This is a genomic window from Pseudomonas sp. B21-051 (assembly GCF_024748795.1).
GTDB classification, from domain to species: Bacteria; Pseudomonadota; Gammaproteobacteria; order Pseudomonadales; family Pseudomonadaceae; genus Aquipseudomonas; species Aquipseudomonas putida_A.
Genome location: NZ_CP087166.1, coordinates 3993346 through 4008623 on the forward strand (window position 1 = coordinate 3993346; position 15278 = coordinate 4008623).

Annotated in this window: 10 protein-coding genes; 6 read left to right on the plus strand and 4 right to left on the minus strand. The window is 60.3% G+C overall.

The window, feature by feature from the left end; translation table 11 throughout:
* The first annotated feature begins 3 nt into the window (after positions 1–3).
* Complete coding sequence (locus LOY52_RS17860) at positions 4–585, plus strand: PilZ domain-containing protein (protein WP_007968195.1); 582 nt, start codon at positions 4–6, stop codon at positions 583–585.
* A 14-nt stretch (positions 586–599) separates the two neighbouring features.
* Positions 600–1322 carry a glycerophosphodiester phosphodiesterase family protein gene (locus LOY52_RS17865; protein ID WP_047600122.1) on the plus strand — a complete coding sequence of 241 codons (723 nt, stop codon included), beginning with the start codon at positions 600–602 and terminating at the stop codon, positions 1320–1322.
* Between the two features lie 42 nt (positions 1323–1364).
* Here the strand turns inward: LOY52_RS17865 and sthA are convergent, their stop codons facing one another.
* The gene (gene sthA, locus LOY52_RS17870) at positions 1365–2759 is read right to left on the minus strand and encodes a Si-specific NAD(P)(+) transhydrogenase (RefSeq protein ID WP_003226580.1); all 1395 of its coding nucleotides are present in this window, start codon (positions 2757–2759) and stop codon (positions 1365–1367) included.
* A gap of 197 nt (positions 2760–2956) precedes the next feature.
* A complete protein-coding gene (locus tag LOY52_RS17875; protein ID WP_258679901.1) occupies positions 2957–3928 on the minus strand; it encodes an FAD:protein FMN transferase in 972 nt (323 codons plus the stop codon).
* A gap of 390 nt (positions 3929–4318) precedes the next feature.
* Between LOY52_RS17875 and LOY52_RS17880 the strand changes: the two genes are divergently transcribed.
* Positions 4319–5620 (plus strand): MFS transporter, encoded by a 1302-nt coding sequence (locus LOY52_RS17880; protein WP_258675418.1) that lies wholly within the window; start codon positions 4319–4321, stop codon positions 5618–5620.
* 228 nt (positions 5621–5848) lie between these two features.
* Here the strand turns inward: LOY52_RS17880 and LOY52_RS17885 are convergent, their stop codons facing one another.
* A complete protein-coding gene (locus LOY52_RS17885; RefSeq protein ID WP_003226583.1) occupies positions 5849–7312 on the minus strand; it encodes a glyceraldehyde-3-phosphate dehydrogenase in 1464 nt (487 codons plus the stop codon).
* A 354-nt stretch (positions 7313–7666) separates the two neighbouring features.
* Here LOY52_RS17885 and mfd point away from each other — a divergent pair, with 354 nt between their 5' ends.
* Genes mfd through LOY52_RS17900 form a run of 3 tightly spaced genes read left to right on the plus strand, consistent with a single transcriptional unit; the run spans position 7667 to position 14395 of the window.
* Complete coding sequence (gene mfd / locus LOY52_RS17890) at positions 7667–11116, plus strand: transcription-repair coupling factor (protein ID WP_258675421.1); 3450 nt, start codon at positions 7667–7669, stop codon at positions 11114–11116.
* Positions 11117–11126: 10 nt separating this feature from the next.
* Positions 11127–11693, plus strand: coding sequence for a peptidoglycan binding protein CsiV (locus LOY52_RS17895; protein ID WP_258675422.1), 567 nt, complete (start codon positions 11127–11129; stop codon positions 11691–11693).
* An 11-nt stretch (positions 11694–11704) separates the two neighbouring features.
* A complete protein-coding gene (locus LOY52_RS17900; RefSeq protein ID WP_258675424.1) occupies positions 11705–14395 on the plus strand; it encodes a DEAD/DEAH box helicase in 2691 nt (896 codons plus the stop codon).
* Positions 14396–14533: 138 nt separating this feature from the next.
* Here the strand turns inward: LOY52_RS17900 and LOY52_RS17905 are convergent, their stop codons facing one another.
* A complete protein-coding gene (locus LOY52_RS17905) occupies positions 14534–15271 on the minus strand; it encodes an S-methyl-5'-thioinosine phosphorylase (RefSeq protein WP_202370466.1) in 738 nt (245 codons plus the stop codon).
* Positions 15272–15278: the final 7 nt, after the last annotated feature.

Sequence of the window (15278 nt, forward strand, 5' to 3'; positions counted from 1 at the left end):
GCCATGTCGACATTAGATGAAGAAGATCGCCGCGAATACTACCGTATCGAGGACATGATCGCACTGGAAATTCGGCCCCTGTCCGCTCCCGAAGCCGCAGGCCAGGAAGTGTTGCAGGATGCTTCCCCGCTGTTCAACCTGCTCAGCGAACTGCACCTGAGCGAATTCGAATCGCAGCACCTGTTGCGCCAGATCAGCGAGCGCGACCGGGCGATCGCCGCGTTTCTCAAATCCCAGAACAAACGCATCGACCTGCTCAGCCAGGTGGTCGCCCTGACCGTGCTCGGCCATATCGGCGAGCCACAACCGGTGATCATCTCCGAAGGCGGGATCGACTTTCAGCACCCGACCCCGATTGCCACTGGCGCGCACCTGTCGGTAAAACTGGTGCTGATGCCGCAGGCGCTGGGCCTGCTGCTGCGCGCCCGCGTCACTCATTGCGACCGCAAGGGCGACGGCTATGACGTCGGCACTGAGTTCGAACACTTGACCGACGCCCAGCGCCAGTTGCTCGCCCGCTATATCTTGCAGAAACAGGCCCAGGAACGACGCCTGGCCCGTGAACAGAACGAATCAGGCATTTAAATTAAGGAAGCACCGTGACCCTCATCTACGGCCACCGCGGCGCCAAGGGCGAAGCACCGGAAAATACCCTGACCAGTTTTCAGGAATGTCTCAAGCACGGCGTGCGCCGTTGTGAACTGGATCTGCACCTGTCCAAGGACGGCGAGCTGATGGTGATCCACGACCCGACCCTCAAGCGCACCACCGACCGGCGCGGCAAGGTGGTCGAGCACACCGCCGCCGAACTGGTGACCTACGACGCGCGCAAGGGAGGCCCGGGCTGGATCAAGCCGTGCCCGATTCCGACCCTGGAAGAGTTGTTCGAGCAGTGTGATTTCGAGCACTGGCAACTGGAAGTCAAAAGCGCTTCACGCACCCGCGCCGCGACTACCGTACTGGCGATTCGCGAAATGGCTCAGCGTCATGGCTTGCTGGACAAGGTGACTATCACTTCGAGCTCACGGGAAGTGCTGAAAGCGGCGCTGGACCTGGTGCCGGACGTGTCGCGTGGACTGGTGGCCGAATACGCTTGGCTCGACCCGTTGAAGGTCGCGGCCAGCTATGGCTGTGAGATTCTGGCATTGAACTGGACGCTGTGTACGCCGGAACGCCTGCAGAAGGCGCAGCGTCAGGGGCTGCATGTGTCGGTGTGGACCGTCAACGAGCCTGCGCTGATGCGCAGACTCGCCGACTTCGGCGTTGACAGCCTGATTACAGACTTTCCCGGTTTGGCCACTGCCACCCTCGAGAATTGCTGAAATCGGTCTCCCCGGCCGGCTCAGGCCACCGGCCGGAGCCCGTCAAAAAAGCCGGTTGAGGCCATCGTACGCCGCTACCCGATAGGCTTCGGCCATGGTCGGGTAGTTGAACGTGGTGTTGACGAAGTACTTCAGCGTATTCAACTCGCCCGGCTGGCTCATGATTGCCTGACCGATGTGCACGATCTCCGACGCCTGATAACCGAAGCAGTGAACGCCCAGCACTTCCAGGGTTTCACGGTGGAACAGGATCTTCAGCATGCCTTGCGGCTCGCCGGCGATCTGCGCACGCGCCATGCTCTTGAAGAACGCCTTGCCGACTTCGTACGGCACCTTGGCTTGGGTCAGCTCCTGCTCGTTCTTGCCGATCGAGCTGATCTCCGGAATGGTGTAGATACCGGTCGGCACGTCATTCACAAAGCGCCAGCTACCGTTATCGACGATGCTGCCGGCCGCCGAACGACCCTGGTCGTGGGCGGCACTGGCCAGGCTCGGCCAGCCGATCACGTCGCCGGCGCCGTAGATGTTCGGCACGCAGGTGCGGTAAGCCTCGTCGACTTCGATCTGGCCACGGCTGTTGACCTTGACCCCGATGTTTTCCAGACCGAGCTGGTCGGTGTTGCCGGTACGGCCGTTGCACCAGAGCAAGGCGTCGGCCTTGATCTTCTTGCCGGACTTCAGATGCAGGATCACGCCGTTATCGACGCCTTCAACGCGATCGTAATCCTCGTTGTGGCGCACGGTGATGTTGTTGTTGCTGAAGTGATAGCTCAACGCCTGGGAAATTTCCGAGTCGAGGAAGCTCAGCAACTGACCACGGTTGTCCACCAGTTCAACCAGTACACCCAGACCGCTGAAGATCGAGGCGTATTCACAGCCGATCACGCCGGCGCCGTAAACGATCAGTTTGCGCGGGGTGTGGCCGAGGCTGAGGATGGTGTCGCTATCGTAGATGCGCGGGTGATTGAAATCGATGTCCGCCGGGCGATAAGGGCGCGAACCGGTGGCGATGATGATGTGCTTGGCCACCAGCTTCTCGACCACACCGTTGGCGCAGACCACTTCGATGGTTTGCTCGTCGGCGAAGCTGCCGGTGCCGAAGAACACGTCGACGCGGTTACGGGCGTAGTAGCCAGTGCGCGAAGCGACTTGTTTGGAGATAACCTTTTCAGCGCTTTTCAACACGTCCGGGAAGGAGAACCAGCGCGGCTCGCCGATCGCCCGGAACATCGGGTTGGTGTTGAACTGCATGATCTGCCGCACCGAGTGACGCAGGGCCTTGGACGGGATGGTACCGAGGTGGGTGCAGTTACCGCCGACCTGGCGACGGCTGTCGACCATCGCCACCTTGCGCCCTGCTTTGGCGGCGTTCATTGCCGCGCCTTCTCCCGCCGGGCCGGAACCCAACACCACCACGTCGTAGTTGTAGACAGCCATGCGTACTCCTCAGAACAGGCCGCGGTGCCAGCAGCACCGGCGGCTAAATCACGCCGAATCGCGGCGCGAAGGAACAATTGGGGGTCAGTAAAGAACCCGGACACAGTCTATAGAAGCGTCAACGCCGCGCACATTAACCCTTGGTCGCGTCGTAGGCTACTTTTGCCTGCACTACAACGCCAGCTTTCGTACTGTTTTCAGTCAACTTTTGCGCCACTGAGGCGTTCGAAAGCTGCACTGGTGCGGATAACAAAACCTGTATCGGCACGAATCACGAAGAATGCACCAATGTCATGTTTTTCGGCATAGTCCCAAGCCCTTTCAGGTCCGAGAATCAGCAACAGCGTCGATAGTCCATCGGCCATCAACGCTGAAGGATGAATCACCGTGACTGACGCCAGGTTGTGTAGGACTGGCGCCCCGCTCCGCGCGTCGAAGGTGTGGGAATAGCGCCGACCGTCCTGCAGGAAATAGTTGCGGTAATCACCGGAGGTGGACACGCCGTAGCCATCGACCTGAATGATCCGTTCGGCCACCTGTTGATCGTCACGCGGCTCCTCCAGCGCGATGCGCCATGCCGAGCCGTCGAGCTTCTTGCCCTTGGCCTTCAGCTCGCCGGTGGCTTCGGCAAGATAGTCATGGATGCCCATCGATTCGAGCCTGGCAGCGATAGTATCGACCGCGTAACCGGCAGCGATGCTGTTGAAGTCGACCTCGACAGCGGCGTCCTTGCACAAGCGGTCGCCGTCGATATGCAAATGGTGGTAGCCGACTCGCTGCACCTTTTCGGCCAACGCGGCGGGGTCGGGGACTTTCTCTTCACGCCCTTGCGGGCCGAACCCCCACAGGTTCATCAGTGGTTCGACGGTCAGGTCGTAGGAACCTTCGCTTTGCTCCGACAGTTGTTCGCCAACGCGGATCAATTCGAGCACGGCAGCAGGCATGGCTTGGCAGGTGTTCGCTGGCAGAGCATTGAAGCGCTCAATGTCGGAGTCATTGCGATAGGTCGACATCTGCTGGTCGACGTCGCTGAGGATTCTTTCAACTTCAAGTTGGACCTGCGCAGCTTCGGGAAGACCGCCGTGGCGCACGTACTTGATCGAATAGGTGCTGCCCATGGTCGGGCCGCCGAAGCTTTCCATGGAGTCGCCGTTGCCGCAGCCGGACATGGCGCCCAACAGCAGCAAAAGGCCAATCAGCCTCCTTTTAGCCAAATCCCCTACTCCCCACACAAAGCTGAAGATTATGCGCCAGAACCTGTAGGAGCTGCCGAGTGAAACGAGGCTGCGATCTTTGCTCTTGATCTTTGGAAGCAAGATCAAAAGATCGCAGCGTTCCGCAGCTCCTACATGAGTTCTTCATTCGCCAGTCAGACACCAAACGCCCCTGCTAATGGCTATATCGTTTAAGCAGCGCCCTAACCAGTTGTTGCCTAACGATCTTTATACACATATGGTTACAAAACTGTTCACGGGTACTGCCTGAGTTTGCCGCGTGACGGCGAGGACGTGTCTAGATCAGGGATTTCCAATAAGACAGCCAACAGAGAGTACGAACCAATGTCCTCCACCACGGGCAAAGGCAAAGCGATTTTTCGCGTTGTCAGCGGCAATTTTCTCGAGATGTTCGACTTTATGGTCTACGGCTTCTACGCCACGGCCATCGCCAAAACCTTCTTCCCGGCCGACAGCGCCTTCGCTTCCCTGATGCTCTCTCTGGCCACTTTCGGCGCAGGCTTCCTGATGCGTCCGCTGGGGGCGATTTTCCTTGGCGCCTACATTGACCGTCATGGTCGTCGCCAGGGGCTGATCATTACCTTGGCGCTGATGGCCGCCGGTACGATTCTCATCGCCTGCGTGCCGGGCTATGCCACCCTGGGTGTCGCAGCGCCGTTAATCGTGCTGTTCGGTCGCTTGCTGCAAGGCTTCTCGGCCGGCGTCGAGCTGGGCGGTGTTTCGGTGTATCTGGCGGAAATCGCCACGCCGGGCCGCAAAGGCTTTTTCGTCAGTTGGCAGTCCGCCAGCCAGCAGGCGGCGGTGGTGTTTGCCGGCCTGCTCGGGGTTGGCCTCAACCACTGGCTGAGCCCGGAACAGATGGGTGACTGGGGCTGGCGCGTACCGTTCCTGATCGGCTGCATGATCGTTCCGGTGATCTTCGTCATTCGTCGTTCGCTGGAGGAAACCCCGGAATTCCAGGCGCGCAAACATCGCCCTACCCTGCGGGAAATCGTCCGTTCGATTGGTCAGAACTTTGGCATCGTCATCGCTGGCATGGCGCTGGTGGTGATGACCACGGTTTCGTTCTACCTGATCACCGCCTACACCCCGACCTTCGGCAAGGCTGAACTGCATCTGTCGGACTTCGACGCGCTGCTGGTAACGGTGTGCATCGGTCTGTCGAACTTCTTCTGGCTGCCGGTGATGGGCGCGGTGTCCGACAAGATCGGGCGCAAACCCCTACTGCTGGCGGCGACCATTCTGGCGATCCTGACCGCCTACCCGGCGCTGTCGTGGCTGGTGGCGAACCCGAGTTTCAGTCATCTGCTGATCGTCGAATTGTGGCTGTCGTTCCTTTACGGTTCGTACAACGGCGCGATGGTCGTGGCCCTGACCGAAATCATGCCGGTGGAAGTGCGCACCACCGGGTTCTCGCTGGCCTATAGCCTGGCGACGGCGACCTTTGGCGGTTTTACACCGGCGGCGTGCACTTACCTGATTCACGTGCTCGACAACAAGGCTGCACCGGGGATCTGGCTCAGCGGTGCAGCGGTGCTGGGGTTGATTGCGACGCTGGTGCTGTTCCGTGGCAACAAACATGAACTGCGGACTGCGCAAGCGGCCGTGGCGGCTGGCGCCCGATAGGACGCCATCGCTGGCAAGCCAGCTCCCACAGGGGATTTGTGAATGACACAGATCTCCTTCTGGCACTACATTTTTCATCGACCTTAAAGAAAAGATCGCAGCCTTCGGCAGCTTCTACAGAATCAAATGCGATCCTCTGTAGGAGCTGCCGAAGGCTGCGATCCTTTGATCTTCTCCAAACAAAAACGCCCCGACCTAAGTCGGGGCGTTTTCATTTGCAGCTAAAGCTTAGCGCGGGAACGCTGGCGGGTTTACACCGGCCATGTCTTCCATCACGCGAACAACCTGGCAGCTGTAGCCGAACTCGTTGTCGTACCAGACGTACAGCACAACGCGGTTGTCCTGAACGATGGTCGCTTCAGCGTCGACCACACCGGCGTGACGCGAACCCACGAAGTCAGTGGAAACCACTTCCTGCGAGTTGACGAAGTCGATTTGCTTGTGCAGATCGGAGTGCAGCGCCATGTAGCGCAGGTACTCGTTCATCTCTTCACGGCTGGCGGCTTTCTCGAGGTTCAGGTTGAGAATGGCCATCGACACGTTTGGCGTCGGAACGCGGATCGCGTTACCGGTCAGCTTGCCGGCCAGTTCAGGCAGAGCCTTGGCAGCAGCGGTGGCAGCACCGGTCTCGGTGATGACCATGTTCAGCGCGGCGGAACGGCCACGGCGATCGCCCTTGTGGAAGTTGTCGATCAGGTTCTGGTCGTTGGTGTACGAGTGAACGGTTTCGACGTGACCGTTGATGATCCCGAACTTGTCATTCACAGCCTTCAGCACCGGCACGATGGCGTTGGTGGTGCAGGAAGCGGCGGACACGATCTTGTCGTCAGCGGTGATTTCGTTGTGGTTGATACCGTGAACGATGTTCTTCAGCTTGCCTTTGCCAGGCGCGGTCAGAACAACGCGGGCGACACCCGGGCATTGCAGGTGCTGACCCAGGCCATCGGCGTCACGCCATACACCGGTGTTGTCCACCAGCAGCGCGTCTTTGATGCCGTACTGGGTGTAATCCACCTCGGTCGGGTTCTTCGCGTAGATCACCTGGATCAGGTTACCGTTGGCGGTGATGGTGTTGTTTTCTTCGTCGATGACGATGGTGCCGTTGAACGGACCGTGTACCGAATCGCGACGCAGCAGGCTGGCGCGTTTGGTCAGGTCGTTTTCGGCGCCTTTGCGCACGACGATGGCACGCAGACGCAGACCGTCGCCACCACCGGTTTTCTCGATCAGGATGCGCGCCAGCAGGCGGCCGATACGACCGAAGCCGTACAGCACAACGTCGGTGCCTTTGCGGGCCGAAGCGTTTTGCTGGCCAACCACGTCAGCGAGTTCTTCACGCACGAACTGCTCGGCGCTGCGGCCATTGCCTTCGCTGCGGAATTTGAACGCCAACTTGCCCAGATCTACCGAAGCTGCGCCGAGCTTGAGCTCGCTCATGGCTTTCAGCAGAGGGAATGTTTCGTGGACGGAGAGTTCGCTATCGTCGGAGGAACGGTGGCGAGCAAAGCGGTGAGCTTTGAGAATCGCGATGACAGACTGGTTGATCAGGCTGCGGCCATAGATCGAGCTCACCACGTTGTTATTGCGGTAGAGCTGACCGATAAGCGGAATCATCGCTTCTGCGAGTGCTTCACGGTCGATCCATTCACCAAGACACTGGTCGGGCTTCTGAGTCACGGGAACCTTCCACATGTAGGGGCAGAAAAAAGGGGCTACATTATGCCGCCGAGAACCTCTTGTAGCAATGCGCGCTTGTCGCGCAATCGGTAACAAAATTCCGTTCAAAAAAATTACGCCCCGCGCCAGCCCAGTAAAACCGGGGCTTCCAGAGCAGTCAATTTTTCGACGACTGTTAGACGATGTCTGTAACCCTCCGTAACACCAGTCGATTTCGGCACTACATAACCACTAAAAAAGTGCTCGTTTTTATGGTTACCACTACATTTTGCGCAAAGCGCGAAGATAGACGCAGTCTGCAACTGACAGCCGGCACCGGACGCCGCTACAATTACCGACTTTGTCGCAAAGCCTGGAGCTCAACCTTCCGTGCCCGTTCTGCGTCTACCGCTACTCCCTGCCGCGGCAGGTAAACAGCATTGGGGCAACCTGCCCGGTGCTGCCCTCAGCCTCGCGATTGCCGAGGCTGCCAGCGCTGCCAAGCGCTTCACCCTGCTACTGACCGCCGACAGCCAGAGTGCCGAACGGCTGGAACAGGAGCTGAGTTTCTTCGCCCCGGATTTGCCCGTGCTGCATTTCCCCGACTGGGAAACCCTGCCGTACGATCTGTTCTCGCCGCACCAGGACATCATTTCCCAGCGTATCGCCAGCCTTTATAGACTGCCGGAGCTGGCGCATGGCGTGCTGGTGGTGCCGATCACCACCGCCCTGCATCGCCTGGCGCCGACCAAGTTCCTGCTTGGCAGCAGTCTGGTGCTGGATGTCGGGCAGAAGCTCGATGTCGAACAGATGCGCGCGCGGCTCGAAGCCAGCGGCTATCGCTACGTCGATACGGTTTACGAGCACGGCGAGTTCACCGTACGTGGTGCGCTGATCGACCTGTTCCCGATGGGCAGCAAACTGCCGTATCGCATCGACCTGTTCGACGACGAAATCGAAACCCTGCGCACCTTCGACCCGGAAAACCAGCGCTCCATCGACAAGGTCGAATCGGTCAAGCTGCTGCCGGCGCGAGAGTTTCCGCTGCAGAAAGATGCGGTCACCCGCTTCAAGGCACGCTTTCGCGAGCGTTTCGACGTCGACTTCCGGCGCTGCCCGATCTTCCAGGACTTGAGCAGCGGCATCACCCCGGCCGGTATCGAGTACTACCTGCCGCTGTTCTTCGATGAAACTTCGACGCTGTTCGATTACCTGCCGCAGGACACCCAGGTGTTCTCGCTGCCGGGCATTGAACAAGCGGCAGAAAACTTCTGGAACGACGTGCGCAATCGCTACGAAGAGCGCCGTGTCGATCCTTCACGTCCTTTATTGCCGCCCGCAGAATTGTTCCTGCCGGTGGAAGACTGCTTCGCCCGCCTCAAGAGCTGGCCACGCGTAGTCGCCAGCCAGCAGGACGTCGAATCCGGGGCCGGCCGCGAGCGCTTCCCGGCGCAAGCGCTGCCGAACCTGGCGATCGAAGCCAAGGCCACACAACCGTTGGCAGCGCTTTCGGCATTTCTCGACGAATTCCCCGGACGCGTACTGTTCACCGCCGAATCCGCGGGCCGGCGTGAAGTCCTGCTGGAGCTGCTGGAACGGCTGAAGCTGCGGCCGAAAACCGTCGACAGCTGGCCGGACTTTGTTTCGAGCAAGGATCGTCTGGCGATCACCATTGCCCCGCTCGACGAAGGCTTGATGCTCGATGACCCGGCGCTAGCGCTGGTGGCAGAGAGTCCGCTGTTCGGTCAGCGCGTCATGCAGCGTCGTCGCCGGGAAAAACGCGCCGACGCCAACAACGATGCGGTGATCAAAAACCTCACCGAACTGCGCGAAGGCGCGCCGGTGGTGCACATCGATCACGGTGTCGGGCGTTATCTGGGCCTGACGATTCTGGAGATCGACAACCAGGCTGCAGAATTCCTCACCCTCGAATACGCGGAAAACGCCAAGCTCTACGTGCCGGTGGCCAACCTGCACCTGATCGCCCGTTACACCGGCAGCGATGATTCACTGGCGCCGCTGCACCGCCTCGGCTCCGAGACCTGGCAGAAAGCCAAGCGCAAGGCTGCCGAACAGGTGCGCGATGTCGCTGCTGAATTGCTCGACATCTATGCCCGTCGCGCCGCGCGCGAAGGCTATGCATTTGCCGACCCGAAAGCCGATTACGCAACCTTCAGCGCCGGTTTCCCGTTCGAAGAAACCCCCGATCAGCAAGCGACCATCGAAGCCGTGCGCGAAGACATGCTTGCGCCGAAGCCGATGGATCGTCTGGTCTGCGGCGACGTCGGTTTCGGCAAGACCGAAGTGGCGATGCGCGCCGCGTTCATCGCCGTGCACGGCGGGCGTCAGGTAGCGATTCTGGTGCCGACCACCCTGCTCGCCCAGCAACATTACAACAGCTTCCGCGACCGCTTTGCCGACTGGCCGGTGACCGTGGAAGTGATGAGCCGCTTCAAATCGGCCAAGGAAGTGAATGCGGCGATTGCCGATCTGGCGGAAGGCAAGATCGACATCGTCATCGGCACGCACAAGCTGCTGTCCGACGATGTGAAGATCAAAAACCTCGGACTGGTGATCATCGACGAAGAACACCGTTTCGGTGTCCGCCAGAAAGAACAGCTCAAGGCCCTGCGCAGCGAAGTCGACATTCTGACGCTGACCGCCACGCCGATTCCGCGCACGCTGAACATGGCAGTGTCGGGCATGCGCGATCTGTCGATCATCGCCACGCCGCCGGCGCGACGTCTGTCGGTACGCACCTTCGTCATGGAGCAGAACAAGAGCACGGTCAAAGAGGCCTTGCTGCGTGAGCTGCTGCGCGGTGGTCAGGTTTACTACCTGCACAACGACGTGAAGACCATCGAGAAATGCGCGGCGGATCTCGCCGAACTGGTGCCGGAAGCACGGATCGGCATCGGTCACGGGCAGATGCGCGAACGCGAACTCGAACAGGTGATGAGCGACTTCTATCACAAGCGCTTCAACGTGCTGATCGCCTCGACCATCATCGAAACCGGCATCGACGTGCCGAGCGCGAACACCATCATCATCGAGCGCGCCGACAAGTTCGGCCTGGCGCAATTGCACCAGTTGCGCGGACGTGTCGGTCGCAGCCACCACCAGGCTTACGCGTACCTGCTGACGCCGCCGCGCCAGCAAATCACTTCCGATGCAGAAAAGCGTCTGGAAGCGATTGCCAACACTCAGGATCTCGGCGCCGGTTTCGTCCTGGCGACCAACGACCTGGAAATCCGTGGCGCCGGCGAACTGCTCGGCGATGGCCAGAGCGGGCAGATTCAGGCCGTGGGCTTCACGCTGTACATGGAGATGCTCGAACGCGCGGTGAAGTCGATCCGCAAGGGCGAGCAGCCAAACCTCGATCAACCACTCGGCGGTGGCCCGGAGGTCAACCTGCGGGTGCCGGCGCTGATTCCGGAAGACTATCTGCCGGACGTTCACGCCCGCCTGATTCTGTACAAGCGCATCGCGTCGGCCACCGACGAGGAAGGCCTGAAGGATTTGCAAGTGGAGATGATCGATCGTTTCGGTCTGCTGCCGGAGCCGACCAAGAATCTGGTGCGCATCACTGCGCTGAAGTTGCAGGCCGAGCAGTTGGGCATCAAGAAGGTCGATGGTGGCCCGCAGGGTGGGCGCATCGAGTTCGCCGCGCAGACGCCAGTCGATCCGATGACCTTGATCAAACTGATCCAGACTCAGCCAAAACGCTACAAATTCGAAGGCGCCACGATGTTCAAGTTCCAGGTGCCGATGGAACGCCCGGAAGAGCGCTTTAATACTGTAGAGGCGCTGTTCGAGCGCCTCCTCCCGAAAACTGTTTGAAGGACGCCGCATGCGCCTGTTTCGCTCACTGACTTTGCTACTTGCCTTGGTAGCCCCTTCGGTTTTCGCCGATGACCTGTATCTGGTCGAAATGATTCTGGTCCGGCAGAACGCTGTGCCGGCTATCGTCAGCCGTGCCGCGCCGGAAGACTGGGCCGCCGGCGCTCAACGCCTGGGCGATGACAGCCTGCGCACGCCTGCGCTCGGCGACGTTGCCAGCAAACTCAGCGCCAGCGGTGATTACAGCGTGCTGATGCACAAGGCCTGGCAGCAGACCCTCGGCGAGGCGCCGACCAAAGTGGCCGTCAGCGACGGCAAGGAACAGTTCGGCCAGTTCCCGATCGAGGGCACCCTGGAAATGAAACTCGGGCGCTTTACCGACGTGAACGCCGACTTCTGGGTCAACCAGATCGACGCCAACGGCATGGTCACTGCCAGCGAACGCCTGAAACAGGACAGCCACACCAAAAACGGCCAGCTCAACTATCTCGACAACGGCCACCTGGCGCTGCTGATCAAGATCACGTCCCTGACGGCGCCCGCCCCACGGCAAGCCCCTGAAGCGATTCCGGACTGATCGAAGTCCTTATGTCCCCGCCCCTGAGTAAACCGTTGGCACCCTCCTGGGTCAGCCGATTCAAGGAACAGAGCCTGGAGCGTGGCCGCCGCTATGCCCTGGAGAACCGTGTACGCATCGCGCAGGTGGGCGATGCGACCATTACCGCCAGTTGCGAAGGCTCTGGCGGTAACGTCTACCGTCAGACCATTCACCTGCGCGAGTCAGCCAAAGACACCCTGTTGCTGGTTGACGCCACTTGCACCTGCCCGGTGCGCAACAACTGCAAACACTGCGCCGCGGTACTCCTGCAAGTGCAGGAAACCCTCGAATACCCGGCCGCCGCGAAAGACGCCGAACTGCTGGAAAAACTTCAGGCCGTGCTGGAGAACCGCAGCCCCAAGGCGCCGCCGCAAGTGCTGGTGGACAACGTGCAACCGCTGCCGTGCCTGTGGCTGGCCAGCGTCGAGTTCAGCGCGTTTGAGCCACGCAACGGCAAGATGCAGCGCTACATCCAGCATCGCGCGGCGCTGTCGTTCAGCTATCTGGATGAATACGTCAGCGGGCAGAAAAACAGCGACATCCTGATCCGCCAGGAAACCCAGACGCTGCGGATAAAACGCCACCCTGAAGTCGAACAGTCCTACCGCGAACAGTTACGCATCCTCGGCTTTCGCATTGCCACACGTCAGAGCAAGGCCCTGCCGGAAAGCGCCGGTGAGCTGTACGAGATGGTCAACGACAGCGCCTGGCTGACGTTCACCCTCAACGAACTGCCGAAGCTGCGCACCCAAGGCTGGGAATTGCAGATCGACGAGGAGTTCGGTTTCGACCTGACCGCCGTCGACGACTGGTATGCCACCGTCGAACAGGCGCCGGAGCGCGACTGGTTCGATCTGGAACTGGGGATCATCGTCAATGGTGAACGCCTGAGCCTGCTGCCGATCCTGCTCAATCTGATGCGCTCGCACACGGAAATCCTCAACCCGGAACGCCTGGCGCGGCGCCGCGATGACGAGCTGATTCTGGTCAATATTCCGCAACGCAACAGCGAACACGGGCCGCTGCAGGTCGCCCTGCCCCTTGGCCGACTGAAACCGGTATTGGCGACGCTGGGCGAGTTCTATTTGCAGGAGCCGGGCGAAACCACCCTGCGCTTGAGCAAGGCCGACGCCACGCGCCTGAACTCGCTGGAAGGCATTCCCCTGCTGTGGGAGGGCGGCGAGCAGATTCGAAGTTTCGCCCAACGCCTGCGCGACATTCGCGACTTCAGCGCCAAAGCGCCGAAGGGCTTGAACGCGACGTTGCGGCCTTATCAGCTCGAAGGCTTGAGCTGGATGCAGTCCCTGCGTCAGCTTGAGGTCGGCGGGATTCTGGCGGACGACATGGGTCTGGGTAAAACCCTACAGACCCTGGCGCATATTCTCAGTGAGAAAAACGCCGGGCGCCTGGATCGACCCTGCATGGTGGTGATGCCCACCAGCCTGATCCCGAACTGGCTCGATGAGGCTGCGCACTTCACGCCGCAACTGAAAGTGGTCGCGCTGTACGGTGCCGGCCGTAAAAAGCATTTCGAGCATCTGGCCGACTTCGACCTGATCCTGACCACCTACGCGCTGCTGCCCAAGGACGTCGAGCGCCTGGCGCAACAGCCCTTGCACGTGCTGGTGCTCGACGAAGCCCAATACATCAAGAATCCCAACAGCAAGGCCGCGCAGGCCGCTCGTGAACTCAATGCGCGGCAACGGCTGTGCCTGAGTGGCACACCATTGGAAAACCACCTTGGCGAGTTGTGGTCGCTGTTCCACTTTCTGCTACCGGGTTGGCTCGGCGATATCAAAAGCTTCAATGCCGACTACCGCGTACCGATCGAAAAACGCGCCAGCGAAGTCAGGCTGCAGCACCTCAATGGACGGATAAAGCCGTTTCTGCTGCGCCGCACCAAGGAACAGGTGGCCACCGAACTGCCGCCGAAGACCGAAATCATCCACTGGGTCGATCTCAACGAAGCCCAGCGCGACGTGTACGAGACCATGCGTTTGGCGATGGACAAGAAAGTCCGCGACGAGATCACTCGCAAGGGCGTGGCGCGCAGCCAGATCATCATTCTTGAAGCCTTGCTCAAGCTGCGTCAGGTCTGCTGTGATCTGCGCCTGGTCAACGACGCCACCCTGCCCGCCCGCGGCAGCAGCTCGGGCAAACTCGACAGCCTGATGGAAATGCTCGAAGAGCTATTCGAGGAAGGCCGGCGAATTCTGCTGTTCTCGCAGTTCACCTCAATGCTGTCACTGATCGAAGACGAACTGAAGAAACGCAACGTGGCCTACGCCTTGTTGACTGGCCAGACCCGCGATCGGCGCACGCCGGTGAAGGAATTCCAGAGCGGCAAGCGTCAGATCTTTCTGATCAGCCTGAAGGCCGGCGGCGTCGGCCTGAACCTGACCGAAGCGGACACGGTGATCCATTACGATCCATGGTGGAACCCGGCCACCGAGAACCAGGCGACCGACCGCGCCTATCGAATCGGCCAGGAGAAACCGGTGTTCGTCTACAAGATGATTGCCCGGGGCACGGTGGAAGAAAAGATTCAGCACCTGCAGAAGGAAAAGTCTGACCTGGCAGCGGGCGTGCTGGATGGGCGCAAGGCCGGGGACTGGAAGTTGCAGAGCGATGATATTGAAGCGCTGTTTGCGCCGTTGCCGGATAAGCTCGACAAGCGCTGAGACCCTCCTTGCCAGTTAGAGGCTATCGCTGGCAAGCCCACTCCCACAAGGTTATGAGTCGAACACAAAACTGTGATTCAACTCGATACCTGTGGGAGCTGGCTTGCCAGCGATGGGGCCAAATCGGTCTCGGCAGACTCAGCCCTTGAGCACTCGCGCCAGCGTCGATTTCACCTTGCCCATCCCGTCATGCAGCGCCTGCTCGATTTCGGCCATGGTGATCACTGCGGTGGTCTTGCCCGCCGCCGGGTTCACCACCAGCGACAGGCAGGCGTAATCCAGATCCAGCTCACGGGCCAGTGCCGCTTCCGGCATGCCGGTCATGCCGACGATGTCGCAGCCATCGCGCTCCAGACGCACGATCTCGGCCACGGTTTCCAGACGCGGGCCCTGGGTACAGGCATACACGCCCTGATCGCTGTATTCGCACCCTTCGGCAGCCAGCGCGGCGATCAGTTGCTGACGCAGTGGCTCGCTGTAGGGGAAGCTGAAATCGATGTGGGTGACGTGCTCCAGATCATCGGCGAAAAACGTGTGCTCGCGACCGCTGGTGTAATCGACGATCTGGTGTGGCACGCAGAAATGCCCGGTGCCCATGGCCGGATGGATCCCGCCCACCGCGTTGACCGCAATGATCGCCTCGGCGCCGGCCTGCTTCAGCGCCCACAGGTTGGCGCGGTAGTTGACCTTGTGCGGCGGGAAACGGTGCGGATGGCCATGACGGGCGAGGAACAGCACTTCCTTGCCGGCGTATTCGCCGATCTGCACGTCGGCCGATGGCGCACCGTAGGGCGTGTCCACCGCCAGCGACTGGCGAATGGTCAACCCTTCGAGCTGGGTCAGACCGGTGCCACCGATGATTGCGTAAACCGTCATAGCAAAA